This is a genomic window from Corallococcus aberystwythensis, assembly GCF_003612165.1.
Lineage (GTDB): Bacteria > Myxococcota > Myxococcia > Myxococcales > Myxococcaceae > Corallococcus > Corallococcus aberystwythensis.
Genome location: NZ_RAWK01000127.1, coordinates 1 through 21742, shown reverse-complemented (window position 1 = coordinate 21742; position 21742 = coordinate 1). Strand labels below are relative to the sequence as shown.

General features: G+C 70.9%; 18 protein-coding genes. 3 read left to right on the top strand and 15 right to left on the bottom strand.

Translation table 11 applies throughout. From position 1 onward, the window contains the following. Positions 1-5 precede the first annotated feature (5 nt). The 14 genes from D7W81_RS21470 to D7W81_RS21405 form a co-directional block, all read right to left on the bottom strand. Complete coding sequence (locus D7W81_RS21470) at positions 6-491, bottom strand: PH domain-containing protein (RefSeq protein ID WP_120557259.1); 486 nt, start codon at positions 489-491, stop codon at positions 6-8. Between the two features lie 107 nt (positions 492-598). Beyond that, positions 599-1291, bottom strand: coding sequence for a VOC family protein (locus D7W81_RS21465; protein WP_120557258.1), 693 nt, complete (start codon positions 1289-1291; stop codon positions 599-601). A gap of 43 nt (positions 1292-1334) precedes the next feature. Beyond that, entirely contained in the window at positions 1335-1634 is a 300-nt protein-coding gene (locus D7W81_RS21460) for a PRC-barrel domain containing protein (protein WP_208721397.1), read from the bottom strand. Positions 1635-1715: 81 nt separating this feature from the next. Continuing rightward, positions 1716-3407 (bottom strand): sensor histidine kinase, encoded by a 1692-nt coding sequence (locus D7W81_RS21455; RefSeq protein WP_120557257.1) that lies wholly within the window; start codon positions 3405-3407, stop codon positions 1716-1718. Positions 3408-3550: 143 nt separating this feature from the next. Further along, the gene (locus D7W81_RS21450) at positions 3551-4975 is read right to left on the bottom strand and encodes a multicopper oxidase family protein (RefSeq protein ID WP_244227338.1); all 1425 of its coding nucleotides are present in this window, start codon (positions 4973-4975) and stop codon (positions 3551-3553) included. Next, positions 4965-6395, bottom strand: a complete 1431-nt coding sequence (locus D7W81_RS21445; RefSeq protein ID WP_120557255.1) for a TolC family protein — start codon at positions 6393-6395, stop codon at positions 4965-4967. The genes D7W81_RS21450 and D7W81_RS21445 overlap by 11 nt, the downstream gene beginning before the upstream one ends. 11 nt (positions 6396-6406) lie before the next feature. Then, the gene (locus D7W81_RS21440) at positions 6407-7060 is read right to left on the bottom strand and encodes a methyltransferase family protein (RefSeq protein WP_120557254.1); all 654 of its coding nucleotides are present in this window, start codon (positions 7058-7060) and stop codon (positions 6407-6409) included. Positions 7061-7125: 65 nt separating this feature from the next. Continuing rightward, positions 7126-7671 (bottom strand): RNA polymerase sigma factor, encoded by a 546-nt coding sequence (locus tag D7W81_RS21435; protein WP_120557253.1) that lies wholly within the window; start codon positions 7669-7671, stop codon positions 7126-7128. Beyond that, complete coding sequence (locus D7W81_RS21430) at positions 7668-10796, bottom strand: efflux RND transporter permease subunit (RefSeq protein WP_120557252.1); 3129 nt, start codon at positions 10794-10796, stop codon at positions 7668-7670. The genes D7W81_RS21435 and D7W81_RS21430 overlap by 4 nt, the downstream gene beginning before the upstream one ends. Continuing rightward, positions 10786-11976, bottom strand: a complete 1191-nt coding sequence (locus D7W81_RS21425; RefSeq protein ID WP_120557251.1) for an efflux RND transporter periplasmic adaptor subunit — start codon at positions 11974-11976, stop codon at positions 10786-10788. Before D7W81_RS21425 ends, D7W81_RS21430 begins: the two co-directional genes overlap by 11 nt. Beyond that, positions 11973-13202 (bottom strand): TolC family protein, encoded by a 1230-nt coding sequence (locus D7W81_RS21420; RefSeq protein WP_244227337.1) that lies wholly within the window; start codon positions 13200-13202, stop codon positions 11973-11975. Before D7W81_RS21420 ends, D7W81_RS21425 begins: the two co-directional genes overlap by 4 nt. A gap of 108 nt (positions 13203-13310) precedes the next feature. Beyond that, positions 13311-13625 carry a hypothetical protein gene (locus tag D7W81_RS21415; RefSeq protein ID WP_120557249.1) on the bottom strand — a complete coding sequence of 105 codons (315 nt, stop codon included), beginning with the start codon at positions 13623-13625 and terminating at the stop codon, positions 13311-13313. Between the two features lie 77 nt (positions 13626-13702). Continuing rightward, on the bottom strand, positions 13703-14575 hold the full coding sequence (locus D7W81_RS21410) for a peptidoglycan recognition protein family protein (protein WP_120557248.1): 873 nt from the start codon (positions 14573-14575) through the stop codon (positions 13703-13705). 102 nt (positions 14576-14677) lie between these two features. Beyond that, complete coding sequence (locus D7W81_RS21405) at positions 14678-15715, bottom strand: ornithine cyclodeaminase family protein (RefSeq protein WP_244227336.1); 1038 nt, start codon at positions 15713-15715, stop codon at positions 14678-14680. Positions 15716-15995: 280 nt separating this feature from the next. On the opposite strand from D7W81_RS21405, the gene D7W81_RS21400 reads away from it, so the two are divergent. From D7W81_RS21400 to D7W81_RS21390, 3 genes are all read left to right on the top strand, one after another. Then, positions 15996-17267 carry a hybrid sensor histidine kinase/response regulator gene (locus D7W81_RS21400; protein WP_244227335.1) on the top strand — a complete coding sequence of 424 codons (1272 nt, stop codon included), beginning with the start codon at positions 15996-15998 and terminating at the stop codon, positions 17265-17267. 201 nt (positions 17268-17468) lie between these two features. Further along, on the top strand, positions 17469-18653 hold the full coding sequence (locus tag D7W81_RS21395) for an alpha/beta fold hydrolase (protein ID WP_120557245.1): 1185 nt from the start codon (positions 17469-17471) through the stop codon (positions 18651-18653). 183 nt (positions 18654-18836) lie between these two features. Continuing rightward, positions 18837-20369, top strand: coding sequence for a methyl-accepting chemotaxis protein (locus tag D7W81_RS21390; protein ID WP_120557244.1), 1533 nt, complete (start codon positions 18837-18839; stop codon positions 20367-20369). On the opposite strand, the gene D7W81_RS21385 is transcribed toward D7W81_RS21390, so the two are convergent. Next, positions 20317-21714 (bottom strand): MFS transporter, encoded by a 1398-nt coding sequence (locus D7W81_RS21385; RefSeq protein WP_244227340.1) that lies wholly within the window; start codon positions 21712-21714, stop codon positions 20317-20319. The genes D7W81_RS21390 and D7W81_RS21385 overlap by 53 nt on opposite strands. Positions 21715-21742 lie beyond the last annotated feature (28 nt).

Here is a 21742-nt window from a genome sequence, read left to right as displayed (position 1 = left end):
CCGGCTCAGACGACATCATCGGCCTCGCGCCGCACCAACCGCTCGCGCAGGGCGTCCGCTGTCTCGCGGGCCAGGCCGGGAATCTCTCCGTCCGCGCCACTGCCCGCGGCCGTGTAGATCTGCAGGCGCGCCAACCCCAGCGACCTTTCGATGGGGCCCTGGTGCACGTCCACGTGCTGGATGCGCCCCGCCGGGATGGACACCACCTCATGAAGCAGCACGCCGTGGGAGATGACCAGGTCGTGCTCGCGCAGCGCCCAGCCCCAGCGCTCATGGGCTCGCTGCGGATACCACGCTGTCAGCACGCTCAACCCCAGCACCACCGCGCACGGCAGCAGGAACGGCCAGTGCTCGTTGCCCGCGAAGCTCAGCGCCAGCGCTATGGCGAACGCGATCGCCCCGTAGATGCCCATGCGCAGGAGTGCCCGGAGGCGGAACAGCGTGAGCGCTCCGCGAGGAAGGCGTTCCAGCGTCGGCAGAGGGGCGGTCATGGGGTGTCCTCCAGGGGGACCGCGAATCTACTCCATCAAGCCCGTGAAGCTGAACAGGGCTTCATGTTCATCCGGGTGGATGCGTCAGCGCGAACGCCACGCAGTCGCTACGGCGCCTGACGCAGGCCGAACGCGGCCCGGTGCGGGTCCTCACACGCGGCGACGCGGGTTCCGTCGGGCATGACGTGCGTGCCATTGGCCACCAGCCCTCCGCCGTCGACGACCGCCGCGAGGGCGCGGTCCAGGTCGTCGACGGCGAAGGAGAAGAGCCAGTGCGGATGGATGTGGGGGAGGCGTGCGGTGCTGCATGCCGCCCCCACGCTGCGCCCATCCTCGCGCCAGGTGAACTGTTGATACGTCCCGACCTCCGGGGACAGCTGGAGCGCTTCGGTGGGATGCCAGCCGAAGAGCTCGCTGTAGAGCGCGAAGGCCCGGGCATGGTCGCGCGTGTGCAGTTCATGCCACGCAAGCTCCGCGTGCGATTCCCGTCCGGGCCGGGAGGTCAACGCGACCACGGCGCCGAACGGATCCCTCAGCACTGCGGACGGAATGCCTTCCGTGGACTTGCGTGGCGGTCCCAGCCGCTCGGCGCCTTGCGCGAGGAAGCGCTGCACGGAGGCATCCAGATCGGGAACGCCGATGTGGCCCAACCAGTGACTGGGAGCGCCCCGGGCGGCGGCGGCTTCTGGCAAGAGGGTGAACTCTCCCACGGCGGGTGTTCCCAGCACGTGTGAGTAGAAGCGCCGTGCCTCGTCGGGCCTGGAGGTCCTGAGCTCGTACCAGCAGAAGCCATTCGTCATCAGGCTTCTCGTAGTGGACCGGCCCGGGGGAGTAAAGCCGTGCTCAGATGGGGGCGCTGGCGGCGTCCTGGGAGAGCACCTCACGGAGCTCGTCGACAGTGACGGACAGGAGCACGGTGTCACTCACCGAATGCACCAGCCGCGTCGGCACGTAGATGCGTCCCGCGTGGAAGTAGTTCCAGTAGACGCCGAACTGCTCGGCGGCCTCCGAGCTCAACTTCACCTGGATGGAGTCGATCTTCCAGGTCTCGCTATCAATGGACAGCGTCTCCACGTTCCCGAGCGCCTGTCCTCCCGCCGCGACGACCATCCGGCCCTGGACGACGCTTTCCGCGAATTGCATGGGGTCTGATCCTCCGTTCGCTCACAAAGATGGGGATGCCGCGAGCGAGGTGCCGCCATCCACGGGAACTGTGCCCCCCTGTCAGGCTCCGCTCGAAACCTGCGCGGCCGGCTCCGGCTCCTTCCGGTCCACCTGGAACGGGCGGGCGTCCCAGGGCAGCAACAGACTGAAGGTCGTCCCGGTGCCGGCATCGCTTGTCAGCTCGACCGTTCCCCCGTGCGCCCGGGCGCACCCCCACACCAGCGTCAGTCCCAGCCCCCAGCCCTTCGACCTTCCCGTCTGCGCGGAGCGGGTCCGGACGAAGGGCTTGAAGATGGTCTCCTGGTCAGCGCGAGCAATCGCTGGCCCCTCGTTGTGCACGGAGGCTCGTGCTCCGGTGTCGGTCGACGTGACGGTGAAGGTGATGGGGAGGCCGGCCGCTCCGTACTTGAGGGCGTTGGTGCCCAGGTTCCACAAGGCGCGGCGCAGCTCCTCGGCGCTCCAGATGCCCCGGATGCGAGCCTCCGCCTTGAGCACGAAGCGCTCTCCATGGAGCAGCGTCAGCTCCTCGATGACGTCGCGGGCAATGCCTCCCAGGTCGCAGGTGTCGAGCCGGAGCGGCAGCCGTTGGCCCGCCTGGATGCGATTGGCGTCGAGCAGGTCCCGCACCATCTGGTCCGCCCGTTCGATGTTCCGGTCGATCTTCAGCGCCAGGTCGCGTCGCGTCTCCAGCTTCTCCGGGGAGCGGCTGAGCGAGTGGGCCCCCATCTTCGCCGCCGACAAGGGCCCGCGGAGGTCATGGGCCAGGATGGTGACGAACTGCTCTCGGAGGCCGCGCTCGGCCTGGAGCGCTTCGACCTTCTCCTGGAGTTTGGCGTACAGCTGGGCGTTCTCCAGGTGGACGCTCAGGTGCTGCCCCAGGGTCTGGAGCCGCTGCTTCTCCCGGCCGGTGAACTCACGGGTGTGAGTCAGCCCGATATAGAGCACGCCCATCAGCGCCCGGTGGGCGGGAAGCCGGACCCCAAGCAGGGAGTGGATCCCTCCCTGGCGGAGCGAGTCGCTCACCTCGATCGTCGTCGTCGTGGCATCCCAGAGGGAGCAGGTCTCCTCGCCCGCCGCCACGATGCTCCCGGGAAATGACTTCGGGTCCAGGGAGGTCGCGTAGTGCTCCAGTTGCTCGTTGGCGGCGCCCGCGGAGGCCGCGGTGACCAGGCGCTCGTCCTCCGGCTCGTACAACAACAAGGCCCCGCTCTGGGCGTCCATGGCCTCCAGGATGACCTTGAGCAACTCCCTCAACTGGTTCCGGCTCCCTGGACCGTCCAACCGGAGGGCTTCGCTGGCGATTTTCTGGAGGAGCCGCAGGTAGCGCTTCTCTGTCTGTTCTTCCTCCAGCAGGTGCTTGCCGAAGAGGTCCGTCACCGTCTTCATGGCGACGTGCAGCTCGGCGTAGAGCCGCTCGACGTCATTTCCGTCGGGCTGAAGGCCGGGAGGCGCGTTGGCCCACAGCTGGGTGATGCACCTCCCCAGGAGGGCGAACTCCTCGACCACCTCCGCGACATGGAAGCCCTGACGAAGCCGTGCGGACACATGGGTTTCAACGTGCTGCCGCTGCTTGTCATCACCCTCACCGCCCGAGGCTCGGGCTTCCGCGAGGGACGCGAGATAGATGGGCATGACGTTCCTGAACTCGGGCTTGTCCAGGCCTCGGGCCGACGCGGCCCGGGTCGCCTCCTCCATCCAGCACCGCACGATCTCCGCGTGATGGCTCCGGATGATCTCCGCGATGCTCGCCATGGCCCTTCCCCTGTCACCACGCAGGCGTTGTTGCTGACCAGATACTGAAAGGTGGGCGTTGCTGGCCCCTGATGCAACGACTGGAGGCGCCGGGGAGCGCCCCTTCCACGGCATGCAGGCGTCGTGGCCCTCCTTCTGGCTACTCAGACGTCGATGCCATCCCGGCGCAGCTCGTCCTCCTGGGCCAGCTGTGCCTGCGTTCCCGGCGGCGGGGTGTACCAGCCCGGGTCTGCTTCACCGTCCAGCCGGTCGCGCACCTTGAGGATGGTGAACATGCCTCCCATGGTGATGTCGTCATAGGGGCCCTTGCCGCCCACCATGGGGATGGAGTTCGCGGGCATGGGCATGTGGTGCATGCCTGCCATGTCCCCCATGCCGGTCTGCCCCATGGTCATGTAGCCGGGCAGCAGGGGCCGCACCTTCGCGTCCAGGCCGTCGGGCTTCACGCCCACCATGTTCGGCAGGTCGTGGCCCATCTGGTTCATCACGTGGTGGGTCATGTGGCAGTGCATGGCCCAGTCGCCGGGCTCGTCCGCCACGAACTCGATGGTGCGCGTGCTGCCCGTGGGCACCAGCACCGTTGTCTCCGGCCACTGCGCGCTGTCCGGGATGCGGCCTCCGTCCGTCTCGGTGATGAGGAACTGGAAGCCGTGCAGGTGGATGGGGTGGTGGTCCATGGCGCTCAGGTTGCCGAAGCGGATCCGCACCCGCTCTCCCTTGCGCACCACCAGCGGCTCCGTGCCCGGGAACGCTTTCGCGTTCATCGTCAGGACATTGAAGTCCGTCATCTCGTTTGGGTCCGGACGCCGCGTGCCCGGGTCGATGCGCCACTCGTGCAGCATGATGGCGAAGTCCCGGTCGATGCGCGGCCCCACCGGCTTGCGCGGGTGGATGATGAACAGGCCCACCATGCCCAACGCCATCTGCGTCATCTCGTCGTGGTGCGAGTGATACATGCCCGTCCCCGACTGACGCACCGTGAACTCGTAACGGTAGGTCTCTCCGGGCGCGATGGCCTTCTGGTTCAGCCCTCCCACGCCGTCCATGCCGCTGGGGAGCAGGATGCCGTGCCAGTGCACCGTGGTGGCCGCGGGCAGCCGGTTCGTGACGTAGAAGCGCACGCGGTCGCCCTCCACCACCTCGATGGTGGGCCCGTGCACGTGGCCGTTGTAGCCCCAGCACGTGGCCTTGAGGCCGGGCGCGAATTCGTGCTCCACCTCCTCGGCCACCATGTGGAACACCTTCACGCCGTCCACGACCTTCCAGGGCAGCTTCGCGCCGTTGGGCACGACGACGGGCCGGTAGTCGCGGCCCGCCTTCCCGGGTGGCAGATGCGATTGCCGGGCGACCTTGCCGCCCGTGTCCGCGGCGGAGCCTTCGCGCGGTCCCTTCGCGCCGGGCACGCTGGCTTGCGCCTGGGCGGCGCGGCCGTGCATCAGCAGGGCGCCCGTCGCCAGCGTCGCGCCCGTGCGCGCGAGCAGCCCGCGGCGCGTGAGCGCGTGAGTCGTATCGGGAGACTCGTCGGACCGCGTGTCCTCGGAGGGCCCCTGGGTTTCGTCAGTGGGCATCGTGGTGCTCATGGGTGGAATCGGGGGAAGGGGAAGGAGCGGGTGCGGGTGCGGGAACCGCGGCCGCGGCTGCGGGCAGGCGTCCGCCCACGAGGCGCTCCAGGTCAGCGCGCGCCATCCAGTAGTCGCGGACCGTTTCCAGGTAGGCCCTCCAGGCCTCCACCTGATCGCGCCTTGCGAGGAGGAGGGCAGGGAGGCCGATCTGCATGGCGTTGTACTGGCGTTGCGACTCCTCGACGATGGTGGTGCGCAGCGGGAGCACGACCTTCTGATAGCGCTCCGCCATGTTCCGGAGCGTCACCAGCTTCGCCCTCGCGGCGCGCACCTCCGAGCGGGCGTTCACGGCCAGCTCCGTCAGCCGGACCTCCCCCTGGCGGTACTGCGCTTCCAGCTTCGCGATGAGCGCCTGCCGTTGATCGAAGATTGGCAGCTCCAGCGACAGCGTGGGGCCCAGCAGGCGCGGCCCGTTCGCATCGCGGTGCGTGTGCACGCCCACCTCCACGCGGCCGAAGAAGCGCGTGCTGCGCGCAAGCTCCAGCGCGTTCCACAACAGCGACGTCTGCTTCCGGGCCGCGTCGATGTCCAGCCGCTGCTCGATGGCGACTGTCTCCAGGCGCTCCAGCGACGCCTCGGACGCGGGGACCTCCGGCAGCTTCTGCGCGAGCGTCCACCGCACCCTCGCGCCGTACAGGCCCATCAGGCGGGTGAGGTGCTCACGCGCTTCGACCAGCGCCAGTTCGTCCTGCGCCAGCTCCAACCGCGCCTGCTCCAGCGCGGCCTGTTCGGTGGCCAGCGCCAGCACCGTGACGTTGCCCGCGGCGCGCTGACGGCCGGACAGGTCCGCCGCCGCGTCCGCGGCCTGGAGCACCTCGCGTCGCAGCGCGACCAGCTGCTGCCGGGCCTGCACCTCCGTGAATGCCTGACGGACCTCCGCCGTGGTGGCCAGCGCCTCGTGCGCGACGCGCAGCGTGTCCGCCAGGAACTGCTCCTTCGCCACGCGCTTGCGCAGGGGCAGGGTGAAGAGGTCCACGAAGCTCTGGACGATGGAGAACTCGGACTCGGTGGAGCCGTCCGAGGACAGGGGGAAGCCGATGCTCCCGTCGAAGGACGGGTTGGTGAGCAGCCCGGCCTGCACCATGTCCGCCTGCGACACGCCCAGCTCTTCGTACGTCCCCTGGAGCGCCGGGTTGTTGAGCAGCGCCACCTCCACCGCGCGGTCCGGCGTGAGGTCGCCGGCCAGCAGGGCATCCAGGTGCTGTTGAACCTGGGCGTCCTCGGGCGTCCCCTGGTTCCAGCGCGTCTTCAGACCGGTCCGCTCCTCCACGAGTGCCGCCACCTCCATGTGGCCGCGCTCCTTCTGGATGGAGGCGCAGCCACCGAGCAGCAGAACGGTGAGGAGCGAGAGATGTTTCCAATGCACACGAGACCTCGTCACACGGTGATGCGCGGCGCGTTGGCCACGCCTGCCTGCTCAAGCCGCCCAACGCCTGGGATGAAGCGGCCCACGCGCGCCGCATAGGTTTGATACGCGCCACCGTGCAGCCGGAGAAGGTGGTCCTCCTCCAGCCGCACCTGGAGCGACACGAGCAGCACATAGTCGAGCCAGCCCATCACGGTCCAAGCGCTCGGGGTTGCGAGCGCCATGCCTGTCACCACGATGAGCATCCCGCTGAAGATGGGGTTGCGCACGACGCCGAAGAGGCCTCCCGTCACCAGCTCCGTCCGCTCCGAGTCGATGCCGATGCGCCACGACGCCCCCATCTCCACCTGCGCCCGCACCGTGACGATGAACCCCACGGCGACCAGGGCCCAGCCGCTCCACCGGAGCGCATCGGGCACGTGCCACACGCCCAGTGCCGTTTCACCGAAGGCCAGGTGCGCCGCGCTCCAGAGCACGATGGCCCCCATGAACAGCGCCATGCCCACGCCGATGACCCGCTGGAGCGGCGGCCCGGAGCGATGCAGCACCAGCGCCGGGCGGCCCGTGCGCCGGCGCAGGCGCACCGACGGCAACACCATGGCGAAGAGGAGGAAGGCGAGGGTGGCGGCGGGCAGGGCCGGCCGGGTGAAGGTGGCGACGTCCATTGGGGGCCTCCAGCTGCGTTCCTCCACGCTGACGCTCGGTCTCATGCGCAATTACACCTGCATTTTCAGGCGGGCGCGCAGGAGCAGTCCAGGCAGCCCTGCGCGCAGCAGTGGCCACACAGCTCCACCAGCTGACGGCCCAGGGCCTGCCGCGCACGGTGCAGGCGCACGGCGGCGTTGTTGGCGGAGATGCCCGCCTCCTTCGCGTACGCGGCCACGGAGAGCCCTTCCAGGTCCACCCGGCGCACGGCCTCCGCGTACTCGGGCTTGAGCGTCTCCGCGAGCCCGGCCACGCAGCCGCACACCGTTGCCTCCAGGCCGGAGGCTTCCTCCGTGGACAGCGGCTGTTCGTGGGACAGGGACTCCAGCGCGGTGACTTCACGCTGGCCCCGGCGGTGGCGGTCCACCAGCGCGTTGCGCAGCAGCCGGTAGAACCAGGCCACCGCGCTCTGGTCCTCGCGCAGGGAACCTCCCTGTTCCATGCCCTTCACGAACGCGGCCTGGAGCACCTCGCGCGCGGCCTCCTGGCTCCCCACGCGCGGCGTGAGGAAGGTGAGGAACGCATGGTGATGGCGCAGCAGCGTGTCCAGCGCCTCGGGTGACAGGCTCATGCCTCCGCCTTTCGCGCGGCCCTGCGCGCCGCGACGCGTTCCTGGAACCCGTGCACCAGCGCGTAGAACGTGGGCAGGGCCAGCAGCGTGAAGAGGGTAGAGGTGACGAGCCCGCCCACCATCACCACCGCGAGCGGACGTTCAATCTCCGTCCCGTGCAGCGGCAGCACCAGGAGCGGCAGCAACCCGAGGATGGCCGTGCCCGCCGTCATCAGCTTGGGCCGCACGCGGCCGAGGCTCGCCTCGCGCACGGCTTCCGCGAAGGGCCTGCCCCGGCGCATCAGGTCCTTCGTCTGCGCCACCAGCACCAGGCCATTCTGCACCGCGATGCCGAACAGGCCGATGAGCCCCACCAGGCTGGACACGTTCCACGTCTCTCCCGCGATGAGCAGCGCGAGGATGCCGCCCACGAACGCGTCCGGCAACGTGGCCAGGATGACCAGCGCCTCCGCCACCGAGTCCAGCGCGAGGTACAGCAAGACGAACACCGCCAGCAGCGCCAGGGCGATGGCCACCGTCAACGCCTGCGCCGCGCGCTCCTGGCTCTCCACCTTGCCGCCCACGTCCACGAAGTAGCCCGTGGGCAGCTTCAGCTGCGTGGCCAGCACCTCCCGCACCTCCGCCGCGGTGCCGCCCAGGTCGCGGCCGGACACGCCCGCCTCCACCGCGATGCGCCGGCTGCCCGCCTCGCGGCGCACGCTCCCCGCGCCCGTGGTTTCCTCGATGGTGGCCAGCTGGCTCAGCGGGATGCGCGTGCCGTCGTGCCCGTCCACCAGCAGGTTGCGCAGGGCGTTCACGTCGCCCCGGCGGTGATCCGCCAGCCGGAGCACCAGGTCATAGCGGCGCTGGCCCCGCCAGATCTGCGCGGCCTCCTCGCCCACGAGCCCCACGCGGACGGCCCGGACGACGTCCCCGGGCGTCAGTCCCACGCGCGCCACCGCCGCCCGGTTCACCGCGATGCGCAGCTGCGGCAGACCGCTCAGCCGCTCCACCCGCAGGTCCTCCACGCCATCCACCTTCGCCATCAACGCGCGCGTGCGCTCCGCGAGCCCCGCCAGCACGTCCAGGTCCGGCCCGAAGATGCGCACGGAGAGATCCGCGGGGCTGCCGCCCAGTCCCTCGTCGATGCGCATCCCCAGCGGCGTGGTGAAGAGCACCGACACGCCGGGCACCTTCTCCACCGCCTCGCGCATCCGGGACTCCAGCGCCTCCCGGCCGCCCGTCGTGTCCTTCTTGAGCACCACCAGCACGTCGGACAACGTGTGGGGCATCGGGTCCTCGGTGCGCTCGGCGCGGCCGGTGCGGCGCACCACGTCCTCCACCTCCGGGAACTCGCGCAGCACGTCCTCCATGCGGTGGTTGAGGCGGTCCACCTCGTCCAGGGACGTCTCCGGCGGCAGCACCGTCTGGAGCAGGAACGCGCCTTCGTCCAGCCGGGGCATGAAGTCGCTGCCCACCATGAAGGCCAGCCCCAGCGCGGGCACGGTGATGGCCAGCGCCACCACGCGCACCAGGCCCGCGTGGCGCATGCACCTGTCCAACAGCGGCGCGTACGCGGCCTTCACCTTGCGGATGAGCCACACGTCCTCCGGCGAGTCCTCGCGCGGCGCGCGCAACAGGAGCCCTGACACCACCGGCACCAGCGTGAGCGCCAGCCCCAGCGACGCGGCCAGGCACGCCACCACCGCCGCCGCGAGCGGCTGATACATGCGGCCCTCGATGCCCGTCATCGCGAAGAGCGGGATGAACACCGCGACGACGATGAGCGTGGCGAAGGCGATGGGACGGCCCACCTCCAGCGCCGCCGCCAGCGCCTCGTCGCGCACGGAGCGGCGGCCCTTGCCCTCGCGCAGGTCGTGGATGACGTTCTCCACGACGATGATGGCCGCGTCCACCAGCAGGCCCACCGCGATGGCCAGCCCTCCCAGCGTCATCGTGTTCAACCCGATGCCCGCCGCCTTGAGCAGCAGTCCCGCCAGCGCCAGCGACAGGGGCAGGGTGAGCGTGACGATGAGCGCCGCGCGCCAGTCCCCGAGCAGCAGGAAGAGCACGCCCACCACCAGGAACGCGCCCAGCAGGATGGCCCGGCCCACGCCGCCCAGCGCGGAGCCCACCAGCTCCGACTGGTCATAGACGACGCGCAGCTTCACGCCCGGAGGCAGCGAACGGCTCAGCTCCTCGATGGCCGCGCGCACGCCTTCGGCCACCCGCACGGTGTCCGCGCCAAACTGCTTGCTCACGCGACAGCTCACGACCTCGCCCTGGAGCCGGTGCGCCAGACCCCGGCGCGGCGCGGGGGCTTCGCGTACGTCCGCCACGTCTCCCAGCAGCACCGGCGTCCCGTCCCGCAGCGCGACCACGGTGTTGTTCAGGTCCTCCACGGTCTCCGCCCGGCCCACCGCGCGCACGGCCCACTCCATGGGGCCCTGCGTGATGAAGCCTCCGGCCGCGTTGGCGCTGGCGCCCTCCAGGCCGTGCTGCACCTCGTTCAGGGTGATGCCTCGCGCCACCAGTTGATCCGGATCCAGCAGCACCTGGAACTGGCGCAGGTAGCCGCCCAGCCGCTCCACGCCCGCGACGCCGGGCACCGCGAGCAGCCGGTTCTTGATGTCGAACTCCGCCAGGTCGCGCAGCGCCATCAGGTCCGCGCTGCCGGGCTCCGCCTCCAGCGTGAACTCGAAGACCTCGTTGAGCCGGCCGGTGAGGCTGGACACGAGCGGCGCGTCGGTGCCGGGCGGCAGCTCGCCTTCCGCCTGCGCCACGTGCTCCGCCACGTACTGGCGGCTGCGGAAGTAGTCCGCGTCCGGTTCGAACTCCACCGTCACCTGCGTGACGCCCAGCTGCGAGGTGGAGCGGATGCGGCGCACCTGGGGCAGGCCCGCCAGCGCCACCTCCATGGGGATGGCCACCGCCGTCTCCAGCTCCTCGGCGCCCATGGCTGGGTTCTGCACGATGACGTTGAAGATGGGCGCGGACAGGTCCGGGAACACGTCCTGGCGCAGGTTGCGGAGCGCCACCGCGCCGAAGGCCGCCAGCGCCAGGACGACGAGCACCGTCAGCCCGGGCCGCGCGAAGGACGCGCGGAGGATGCGCCCCGGCAGGGTCGTGCGCGGATCAGTGGCCATGTTCGTCACCTCCGCCCCGGGACTTCTCCACCTCGGCCTTGAGCAGGAACGCGCCCTCCACCACGACCTCGTCCCCCACGGCGAGCCCCTTCAGGACCTCCACCTGCGTGCCCAGGCTGCGGCCCCGGCCCACCTCGCGCTGTTCGAAGACGCCGGCCTCCGCCGTGGGCAGGAACACCACCCAGCCGTTCTCCAACCGCTGGAGCGACACGGCGGGCACCGCGGTGAGCGTGGCGCCCGGATCTCCCAGCGGGATGGACGCGGACGCGGACATGCCCGGCCGCAGGAGCCCCTTGCCGTTGTCCAGCTCCAGGCGCACGGGGATGGTGCGGCTGTGCGGATCCACCCGCTGGCCCACGTGGCCCACCTTCGCGGTGAACTCCTGGCCCGGGAACGCGGCGAAGGTGACGCGGGCCTCCGCTCCAGGTTGCAAACGCACGGCGTCCCGTTCGAACGCGTGGACGACGAGCCACAGCGACGACAGGTCGCCGATGCGGAAGAGCGGTTGCGACGGATCCGCCATCTGCCCCAGCCGCGCGGCGCGCTCCACGATGGTGCCGCCGATGGGGGCCTTGAGCACGAAGCCGGACGTGCCATCGCCACCGGCACCGCCCGCGCCCAGGGCGGTGAGGGAAGCCTTCGCGGCGGCGACCTCCGCGTCCGCGGCGGCGGCGTCCGCTTCGGCGGCCTGCGCGTCCTTGCGCGCGACGATGCGCTCCTCCGCCAGCGTGCGCTTGCGGTCCGCGGCCTGCCGGGCGGCGGTGGCCCGGGCCTGGGCGGACTGGAGGTCCGCGCGCGCACGGCCCAGCTCCGGGCTCTGGAGCTCCGCCAGCCGCTGGCCCTGCTTCACCGCCTGGCCCGTCGTCACCGCGACGGAGGCCACGCGCGCCGGGACGGGCGAGGACACCTCCGCGTAGGCGTCCTCGCTGAAGGTCAGCTCTCCCAGCACGGTGACGCTCTCTCCGCCTGGACGGGCCTCCACCTTCGCGGTGGTGACGCGCAGGTCCCGGAGCATCTCCTGCGGGACGTGCACGTGGATGACGTCCCCGGATTCGACGTGGAGCTTCTCCGAGGACTCCTCGTCGTGCCCGTGTTCGTGCGCGTCGTCGTGTTCCGCCTTGGAGGACTTGCAGGCGGTGAGGCCCACGAGGACAGCGAGCAGCAGCAGGGTGGGCTTCATGGCAGGACTCCGGTTTCCACTTCGAGCTGCACACGGGCAAGGGCGGCGCGCGTGAGGCCGTCGAGCCACGCGGCCCGCGCCTCCAGCGTGTCGCGGCGGATGAGGAGGAACGCGGCGAGGTCCATCTCCCCGGCGTCGTAGGAGCGCTGCGCCAGCGCTTCGTTGTCGTCCAGCAGCGGCAGGACTTCTTCCAGGGTCCCGAGGGCGTCCCGGCTCGCGCGGTAGCGGTCGGTCGCGGCCTGGACCTGGGCGGGCACGGTGACGCGCGCGGCGCGCAGCTCCGCCTCCGCGCGGCTCGCGGCCGCTTCACCCACGAGGCTCGCTTCCTGGCCGCGGGCGAAGAGGGGCAGGGGCACGCTGAGCGTTCCCAGGAACACCGTCTCGACCGCCTCCTTCTGGTAGCGCACGCCCAACGCCACGTCCGGCAGCGCCTGCCGCCGGCCCAGCGTCGCGGCGGCCTTCGCCTGGGCCTGCTCCTGCTCCAGGGCCACCAGGTCCGCGCGCGTCCCCGTGCCCTCCGGCGGCGCGCGTGGAGACGCCAGCGCGAGCGCCCGCAGGTCATCGTCGAAGGCGCCAGCGTCCTGCGTGCGGTAGCCCAGACGGCCTTCCAGCTCCGCCCGCAGCGCGGAGACCTCGCCCCGCGCGACCTGGACCTCCGCGAGGGCGCGGGCCCGGGCCACCTTCGCCACGTTGACGTCCACCGCTGGCACGTCGCCGGCCTCGTACCGCCGCTCCGTGGCCTGGACGGTGCGCGCCGCCGCTTCCGCCGCGGAGCTCACCAGCTTCAACCGCTCCCCGGCTTGCAGCAGGCGCAGGTAGGCCGCGGCCACGTCCCCCAGCACGAGCCGTTCCGCGTCGCGCAGGCGGGCCTCTTCCATGGACAGGCCGGCGCGCGCCGCTTCCCGCCGCAGGCCCTGCTTGCCGCCAAGCTCGAAGGGCTGCGCCAGCCCTACCGCGACGTCCAGCCCCCGGTTGCCATTGGCCTGCCGTCGCGGCCCGACCTGGAGGTCCAGCTGGGGATTCTCGCGCAAGAGCGGCGCGGCGCTGGCCACGGGCCCCTGGGCGGCGCGCACGCGGGCCCGGGCCTCCACCAGCGCCGGGGCATGCTGGCGCGCCAGGGCGAAGGCGTCCTGAAGGGTGATGCGGGAGGGAGCCGCGCCACCAGGGCGCGGCCAGAGCAGTGCGGCGGCCAGCCCGAGGGCGGCCGTCGCGGAACGGATGGACACGGAGGAAGACCTCTTCGGAAGAAGGCGGGCCGCGCGCATCCATGCACCCGGGCAAGAGGCCGGGCACACCGGTGGCGGGGCGCGTGCGAACGACGGCGGACGCGGGCCTTAAGCCAGAGGAACTATGGGGACGTGCAGGATGTCATCCGCGTCGGCGGACGACGGCTCGGAGGCTTCGAGCGTGAGGGGGGGCTCCTGGAACAGGGAGCCCACCAACCCCGGCAGCGGCACGGCGACCGCCAGGGGTTTCGGGTGCGTGCAGCAGGCGCAATCCACGCAGGTGGGAGCGCACTCGCCCTGCGCGTCGTCATCCGCGCAGCCGGCGAGGCACGTCTCCGCCTGCGCCGGCCCGAGGGCGTGCGCGAGTCCGCCCCCCACGGGAGCGAGCAGCATCAGGCAGATGAAGAGCCAGAGTCGGAGCACCGGGGCGGTCTTCTAGCACGCCCCGGCGGAGGCGCGCACGCCCGGTGAGGCAGGGCGAGCGGCGTGAGGAGCGCTGCTCAGCCGCCAATGCCCTTGCGCAGGCGGGACCAGTCGAAGTTGGCCGCCGGGTCGTCCTTGCGGCCCTTGGGCACGGCCACGTCCTTGTGCCCGACGATGTTGTTCGCGGGCACCTTGTACTCCTGCTTCAGGTAGCCCACGAGCTGCGTCAGCGACTTGTACTGCGCGTCGGTGAAGGCCGTCTTGCCGCTGCCGTCGTTGACGATCTCGATGCCGATGGAGCGCGCGTTCACGTCCGTGGGCACGCCGTGCAGCTCGCCCTTGCCCGCGTGCCAGGCGCGCTTGGTGTCGCCCACGAGTTGGTAGATCTTCCCGTCGCGGTCCAGCATGTAGTGCGCGGACACCTTGCTGTCCGGGTTGCGCATCCACGCCATGTCACCGGCGCCGTTGTTGGTGCCCGTGTGGTGCAGCACGATGGCGTCGATGTCCGCGCCGTTGCGCGAGTCGCTGTTGGGCGAGGGCGCGCTGATGACCGCGGGCTTCTTGAACTTCCCCGGCTCCGTGGGCGGGGGCGTCGTCGTCGGCTTCGCGAGCGCCTTCTTCAGCGCCGCCGCCGTCTGCTCCCCGTAGTAGCCGGTGGTGGGCACCTTGTGGTCGCCCTGGAACTTCTTCACCGCCGCCTCGGTCGCCGGCCCGAAGCTGCCCGTGCCCGTGTTCATCTGCGCCTGCGTCAGGTAGCCCAGCTTCACCAGCCCCTGCTGCAGCTGCTTCACCTTGGCCCCCGAGTCGCCCTTGCCCAGGCCGGCGGGCGGCGCCGTCAGGGCGGTGGACACGGCCACCTTGCGCGGGGCGACGGCGTTGGCCTTGGGGGCCGTGGCGGTGCTCGCGGGCGCGGAGGAGGTGGCGCGGGGAGCCGTGGTGCGGACAGTCATGGCGGAATAATCCCGGGAAGAAGGGACAGCTATTGCTTTCGCGATTATCGGCCTGGGGCGCCGGAAGTTGTGTGCCGGGAGTGAAACGAAGCCGCCCCGGCGTCAGGTGCCGGTGGCCCGGCGGGGCGATTCGGCGCGTGCGCCCTCGTCACCGTGCACCATCGCGTACGGATCCAGCGGGTCGCCACCCAGCGCCTCCAGCGCCACCAGGGTGCCCAGACCCAGGCGCCGCGCGTGCTCCAGCAGGAGGCGCGTCACCACGTGGTCCTCCAGCGCGTGGCCGGTGGAGTCGAACACCGTGTTGCGCTCCCTCCAGCCCGCGAACTCCTCCGGCTGCTGCACCACGGTGGCCAGGTCCGGGCCAATCTGATCCGGGTGGAGCTGCTGGCACTCGCCCTCCAGGCGCGCCTGGGCGGGGAAGTCCGGCACGACGAGGCTGCGCCGCAGGAGCGCCAGGGGCAGCTCCGCCTTGCCCGGCTGATCCGCGCCCACCGCGTTGACGTGCGCGTGCGGCTGGAGCGCGTGGCCGGAGATGACGGGCCCCGCGCCCGGGGAGACGGTGGTCGCGGTGCAGAGGATGTCCGCGCGTGCCTCCAGGTCCGGCAGGAGCGTGGGCCGCACGTCCAGCCCCAGGAACGCCACGCGCCGCACGAAGGAGCGCGCCGCGTCCGGGTCGATGTCGTGCACCAGCACCTGCTCCAGCCGGAACACGCGGCTGAGCGCGTGCAGCTGCGAGACGGCCTGCGCGCCGCAGCCCACCAGCCCCAGCACCCGGCTGTCCGGGGACGCCAGGTAGCGGCTGGCCACCGCGGAAGCGGCGCCCGTGCGCAGCGCCGTGGCGAACACGCCGTCCATCACCGCCACCAGGTGGCCCGTCTTCACGTCGTAGACGCTGTGGGTCGCGACCAGCGTGGGCAGCCCCGAGTCCCCCCGGTTGGTGGGGAGCGAGGAGGACACCCGCACGGTCAGGCTGTCCCCTCGCCGCAGGGCGGGCATCCAGCCAATCGTCCCGGAGGGGCGCGGCTCGCTCACCACCTGGAAACCCTCCCGCTTGGGAACCTGCAGGACGGACTCGTCGAACTCCCGCAGCGCCACGGTGAGCGCCTGGATGAGCTCGTCCATCAGGACGTCCAGACCCACGCCTTCCACGAGCGCGCGCAAGTCAGGGGGACCGAGCAGGAGGGTGCGAGGAGCCGGGTGAGTCATGTGCGCGAAGTCTACGCTCCTGACAGGAATTGCAATGGGTCAGTTTTGAACATGAATTCCTGTCTCGCTGTGTCTTTTGAATACAGGTGCAGGGAACAACGCGAAGCGCGGAGCGTGTTGGATGCAGGCGCTCAACATCCAGCGGACCGGCGAAGCCCCGACTGCCTGCCCGCCACCCGAGCCGCTCCACCCCAACGCCCGAGTGAACGCCGCCTTGAAGCCCTCCGTTCCCAGGACGCCCGCGCTCACCGCAGTGTCCGATGCGTCCCTCCTTCGCCACACCGATGACTCGCCCGATTCCCCCCGCGCGCGCGTCCTCCTGGTGGATGACACGCCGTCGAACCTGCTGGCCCTGGAGGGTGTCCTGGAGCCGCTCGGGCAGCACGTGGTGTCGGTGCGCTCCGGAGATGAAGCGCTGAAGGCGCTGCTGCTGGACGAGTACGCGTGCGTGCTGATGGACGTGCAGATGCCGGGGCTGGACGGGCTGGAGACGGCCCGCCTCATCCGCACGCGCGAGCGCACGAAGCACCTGCCCATCCTCTTCATCACCGCGCTCAGCCGCGAGGCGGCCTACGTCACGCGCGGCTACGAGTACGGCGCGGTGGACTACCTGCTCAAGCCCGTGGATCCGAACATCCTGCGCGCCAAGGTGTCGGTGTTCGTGGAGCTGTACCTGCGCGGAGAGAAGCTGCGGCAGCAGGCGCTGGAGCTGGCGGAGCGCCGCCGCGTGGAGGAGGAGCTGCAGCGCGCCACGGAGCTCGAGCAGCAGCTGGTGGGAATCGTGGGACACGACATCCGCACGCCGCTCGCGGCCATCCTCACCACGGCCAGCACCCAGCTGTCGCGCGAGGCGCTGCCGGACGCCCAGCGCAAGGCGTTCGAGCGCGTGGCCCGGGGCGGCGAGCGCATCCAGCGCATCGTGGATCAGCTGCTGGACTTCACCCGCGCGCGCGTGGGCGGAGGCATCCCGGTGGTGCCGGGCGCGGGCGACCTCAACGAGCTGTGCCACAAGGTCGTGGACGAGCTGCGCGCGGCCCGGCCGGAGCGCTCCATCCAGTTCGACTTCGCCCACGACACCCTCCCCGGCGTGTGGGACCTGGACCGGCTGGAGCAGGTGGTGGCCAACCTCCTGGACAACGCGCTCAAGTACAGCCCGCGCGACACCGCCGTGCGCCTGCGCACCTATGAGCAGGGCGTGGACACCGTGTATCTGGAGGTCCAGAACGCCGGGGCCCCCATCCCCGCGCACCTCCTGCCCACGCTCTTCCAGCCCTTCCGCCGCGGCGACGGTCCGGGCCAGCGCGAAAGCCTGGGCCTGGGGCTCTACATCGCACGCAGCATCGTGGAGGCTCACGGCGGAACCCTCCGGGTAGAATCCACCCCGGAGGTGGGTACGGTTTTCTCCCTTTGCCTACCACGTCAGGCATTGGGCGACACGCGAGCGCATTCCTCCTGCGCGGGCGTCGCTGCACCGATGACGGCCTGAGACACAAGGCCGGTCGCGTCACGGACAAGGCATTGCAGTGATGGCTGATTCCTTCACCTCAAAGCCATACAACAATCCGTCCACATCAAAACCTCTCATAACATGAGGCGAATATGTGGAGGATTTGCTACAACGCCAGACGTCCGGAAGGCGATCCGTCCGGGCGCAAAGAGTGTCCGCTTTGGGGAGGGTGCGCGACAAATGAACGACAACTCGACGTGGATTCCCGTGGATGGAAGCGACCCGATGCGTGCGTGGGTGCGACGCCCCGCCTCTGGAACGGGTCCAGGCCTGCTCTTGCTGATGGTGGAGGCGTTCGAGGGAAACGCCCACCTGAAGCTGATGGCCGAGCGTTTCAGCGAAGAGGGCTACGTGGTGGTGGTGCCGGACCTCGCTTCGCGAGGTGAGCCGGAAGAGGTGGACCTGAAGCCGGTGGTGGCCTGGACGCGCGCGCTTCCGGAGGTCGTGGGGCTGCGGGGCAAGAAGCAGGTCGGCGCGCTGGGCTACGGCCTGGGCGGGACGCTGGCCGCGCAGCTGGCGGCGCACGCGCACGTGGACTGCGCGGTGGCCTACTGCGCGCCGGGGATGGAGGACGTGCTCTCACAGGGCGGTGAGAGCGCGGCCCCCATGGTGCTGCACTACGCGGAGTGGGACGGCTTCGTGCCCCCGGCCGCGGTGGCGCGGGTGAAGCAGCACGTCAGCGTCGACGTGGAGCTGTACGTGTACCAGGGCGTGCGCCACGGCTTCTTCCGTGAAGGGTCCCCGGCCTACAACCGGCCCTCGCAGATGACGGCGCACACGCGCACCCTCGCGCTGCTCAAGCGCGTGATGGGGCCGCGCTACGACCTGGCCGCGCTGTGGGAGCGGCACACGGAGCTGGAGTTCGCCATCCGGGACGCCGCCGCGACCATGAAGACCATGGTGGCGCACCCGTACGTCAACAGCGTCCCGGTGATGACGGGCGGCGTGGGCGCGGAGTACCTGCACCGCTTCTACGAGCACCACTTCGTGCACTCGAACCCCAAGGACACGAAGATGTCCCTGCTGTCTCGCACCGTGGGTGCGGACCGCGTGGTGGACGAGTTCATCCTCAGCTTCACCCACGACATCGAGATGGACTGGATGCTCCCGGGCATCCCGCCCACCGGGAAGTTCGTGGAGGTGGCCTTCGTCGCGGTGGTGAACTTCCGCGGCGACAAGCTCTACCACGAGCACATCTACTGGGATCAGGCGTCGGTGCTGGTGCAGCTGGGCCTGCTGGACCCCAAGGGCCTGCCCGTCACCGGCGTCGAGGCCGCGCGCAAGCTGCTGGATGAGACCCTCCCGTCCAACACCCTGATGGAGAAGTGGGACGAGAGCTCGCAGGACAGCCGCAAGGCCGGCTGACGCAGGGATGACGTCCGCGCCCCGGGGTCGGGTCTACCCAGGGCGCGGTGTCTGACTTTCACGGGCTGGGATGCGCGGAGCCTTGCGCCGGCTCCTCTGGAATGTCCACAATGAGCCACCTCACTGGATGGTCCAGGGGGGCTTCGTTTCCCAGACTTCCTCTGGATTTGGCGCCGCTCCCGGATGCGACTCTCCCTGTCCCAGAAGCTCACGCTGGCGCCGCTCTTGGTGGCGCTGTTCTTCACGGTCCTCTTCTTCGGGTACCTCATCCCGCGCGTCACCTCCGCCTTCGAGGCGCAGGGCCGCGACGTGGGGGGGGCACTGCCCGCGGCGCTGGCGGCCACGCTGCCCGCGGCGATGCCGGGGGGGCAGACGGAGTCGCTCCAGACGGTGCTGGAGCAGGTGGCGCGGCACCATCAGGTGGCCTACCTGGCCGTCTTCGACGGGTCCGGGCAGCTGCGCGCGGTGGCGGGCGAGTACGCCCCGGCCATGCGGGAGCTGCGCGACCGGCTGGCCCGCGCGCAGGGGGATGCGACGTTCTACGTGCGGGACGCGGAGCTGCTGGACGTGAGCTCGCGCTTCGCGAACGGCGCGGGCAGCGTGCACGTGGGCTTCAACCGCTCGGCGGCGCGCGCGCAGGTCCGGGCCATCACCACGGGGGTGAGCGTGGGCGTGCTGCTGGCGCTCGTGGCGTTCGTGGTGGTGGGCATCGTGCTGGCGCGCCGGGTGGCGGCGCCGCTGGTGCAGCTGACGGAGGCCGCGCAGCGCATCGCGGAGCACGGCGACCTGCGTGAGACGGTGCGCGTGGAGGGCTCGGACGAGGTGGGCCAGCTGGCGAAGGCCTTCTCGCTGATGACGTCGAAGGTGAAGGACCTGCTGCAGCAGCTGCAGGCATCGTCGGACCTGCTGCGCGGTTCGGTGGACCACCTGAACGACTCCGCGGGCCGGCAGAATGAGATGGTGTCCCGCCACGCCGCCGCGCTGCAGGAGACGCAGGTGACGGCGCAGGAGATCCGCCAGACGTCCGTGGTGGCGTCTCGCGCGGCGGAGACGGTCATCGACGTGGCGGAGCGCGCGGAGGTGCTGGGCAAGACGGGCGAAATCGCCATCACCGAGAGCATCGAGGGCATGGTGGCCCTGCGCGCCCAGGTGGAGCAGATCGCCGAGCGCATCATGGCCCTGGGCGAGCGCACCGAGCAGATCTCCGGCATCACGGAGACGGTGAAGGACCTGGCGGACCAGTCCCACCTGCTGGCGGTGAACGCGGCCATTGAAGCGGCGCGCTCCGGGGAGCACGGCAAGGGCTTCGCGGTGGTGGCCCGGGAGATCCGCGGCCTGGCGGACCAGTCCATCCGCGCGACGAACCAGGTGCGCGGCATCCTGGCGGACATCAGCACCGCCATCTTCGCCACGGTCGAGATCACGGCCGCGGGCACGCAGCGCATGGAGACGGGCCTGGCCCAGGTGCGCACGTCCGGAGACACGCTGCGCCAGCTGTCCTCCATCGTGCGAGACAGCGTGGTGTCCGCCCGGCAGATTTCCAATACGGTGAACCAGCAGGCCACCGGCATCGAGCAGATCTTCACCGCCGTGAACGAGCTCAACACGGTGATGGGCGACACGGTGAAGCGCATCTCCACCACCAGTGAGTCCGCCGTGGCGCTCAAGCTCCTGTCGGAGCGCGTGGCCGCGATGGTGCGCGACTACCGGCTGTAGCCGGCCGGAGGCGGGGCAGGAAGCGCTCCACCACCTGGGCCACGGTGCGCGTGGTGGCGGCGCCGGGTTCGTTCACCCGGGCCGCGAGGAACGCGGCGCCCAGCCGGGCCACCGACGACACGACGAAGAGGACGTGCAGGTTCACCCACAGGTGGCCGCCCAGCATGAACTGCTGGGGCACCCGCGCCGCCAGCGCCCCGCCCAGGGACGCCGCCGCCGCGTAGGCCAGCCCACCCGCGGTGGCGAAGGCCGCCAGGTAGAAGGGCCGGCCGCGGCGCGGCGCCACCGTGAGGGGCAGCGCGAAGATGGCCAGGCCGTGGCCGCTCCACAGTGCACCCGCCAGGAGCACGTCGAAGAGCAGCGGCCAGAGCGTCCCCGCCGAGGGCAGGAGCCACAGCATGGGGATGGCGCTGATGCCCAGCGAGCAGAGCATCAGCACCGGCTGTGCGCCCAGCCGGTCGATGGCGCGGCCCCAGAGGGGCGCCGTCAGCACGCGCACCCCGGCCACCGCCGCCGCGTGCAGCGCCATGATGACGAAGGTCATCTTGAGGTTCTGCAGGCTGTGCAGCGCGAAGAAGGGCGCGGACACGCCCACCGCCGCGTTCCACGCCACCTGGTACTGGAGCACCCGCCGCGCGCCGTCGTCCTTCCAGGGCAGGAGCGCCGCCTTGAGCTCCAGCTTCGGCAGGGTGCCCGGGGGCGCCGGGTCATGCTGCGCGGCCATCATCAGCGTGGTGACGACGCCCATCACGCACGCGACGAGCGCCAGCAGCGGCAGCGCCAGGCCCACCCCGTCCAGCCCCTTCAGCCGGTCCATCAGCAGGCCCGCGGTGAGCGACGCGCCGGTGCCCATCAGCGTGATGATCGCGGTGCGCTTGCCGAAGAAGCGGCCCCGCACGGCGCTGGGGACCAGCTCCCCCATCCACGCCACCCACGCGTTGTTGCCCACCACCGCCAGCAGCGCGGAGGCCCCGGCCACGGCGAGCAGCAGGTGCTGCTTTCCCTCCAGGGACAGGCCCAGCCACGGCAGCAGCGCCAGGGGCAGGAGCGCGAGCCGGGACAGGCACACCGCCGTCAGCGCCACCCGCCGGTGGCCGAAGCAGAGCGTGAGCCACGCGGCGGGGAACTGCACGAACTGGGAGAAGAACGGCAGCGCCGTCATCACGCCCACGAGGAAGGGCCCCAGCTTCAGCGCGATGGCCCAGGCGGTGAGCACCGTGGGGCCCGCGCACGCGGTGAACACCTCCGCGAACATCCCCTCCACGATGGACACCTTCAGCGACGCGCGCAGGCGCCGGTGCAGGGGCTGGCTGCGGTGGCCGTCCGGGGGAGGGGGGGCTCCCAAGAGGCGCTCGGCGGCGCGCGCGCAGGTC

What these genes read in the sequence shown, in the direction of transcription:
- D7W81_RS21470 (WP_120557259.1), bottom strand. Translation starts at nt 491, where the DNA reads ATGACCGCCCCTCTGCCGACGCTGGAACGCCTTCCTCGCGGAGCGCTC.
- D7W81_RS21465 (WP_120557258.1), bottom strand. Translation starts at nt 1,291, where the DNA reads ATGACGAATGGCTTCTGCTGGTACGAGCTCAGGACCTCCAGGCCCGAC.
- D7W81_RS21460 (WP_208721397.1), bottom strand. Translation starts at nt 1,634, where the DNA reads ATGCAATTCGCGGAAAGCGTCGTCCAGGGCCGGATGGTCGTCGCGGCG.
- D7W81_RS21455 (WP_120557257.1), bottom strand. Translation starts at nt 3,407, where the DNA reads ATGGCGAGCATCGCGGAGATCATCCGGAGCCATCACGCGGAGATCGTG.
- D7W81_RS21450 (WP_244227338.1), bottom strand. Translation starts at nt 4,975, where the DNA reads ATGCCCACTGACGAAACCCAGGGGCCCTCCGAGGACACGCGGTCCGAC.
- D7W81_RS21440 (WP_120557254.1), bottom strand. Translation starts at nt 7,060, where the DNA reads ATGGACGTCGCCACCTTCACCCGGCCGGCCCTGCCCGCCGCCACCCTC.
- D7W81_RS21435 (WP_120557253.1), bottom strand. Translation starts at nt 7,671, where the DNA reads ATGAGCCTGTCACCCGAGGCGCTGGACACGCTGCTGCGCCATCACCAT.
- D7W81_RS21430 (WP_120557252.1), bottom strand. Translation starts at nt 10,796, where the DNA reads ATGGCCACTGATCCGCGCACGACCCTGCCGGGGCGCATCCTCCGCGCG.
- D7W81_RS21425 (WP_120557251.1), bottom strand. Translation starts at nt 11,976, where the DNA reads ATGAAGCCCACCCTGCTGCTGCTCGCTGTCCTCGTGGGCCTCACCGCC.
- D7W81_RS21410 (WP_120557248.1), bottom strand. Translation starts at nt 14,575, where the DNA reads ATGACTGTCCGCACCACGGCTCCCCGCGCCACCTCCTCCGCGCCCGCG.
- D7W81_RS21395 (WP_120557245.1), top strand. Translation starts at nt 17,469, where the DNA reads ATGAACGACAACTCGACGTGGATTCCCGTGGATGGAAGCGACCCGATG.
- D7W81_RS21390 (WP_120557244.1), top strand. Translation starts at nt 18,837, where the DNA reads ATGCGACTCTCCCTGTCCCAGAAGCTCACGCTGGCGCCGCTCTTGGTG.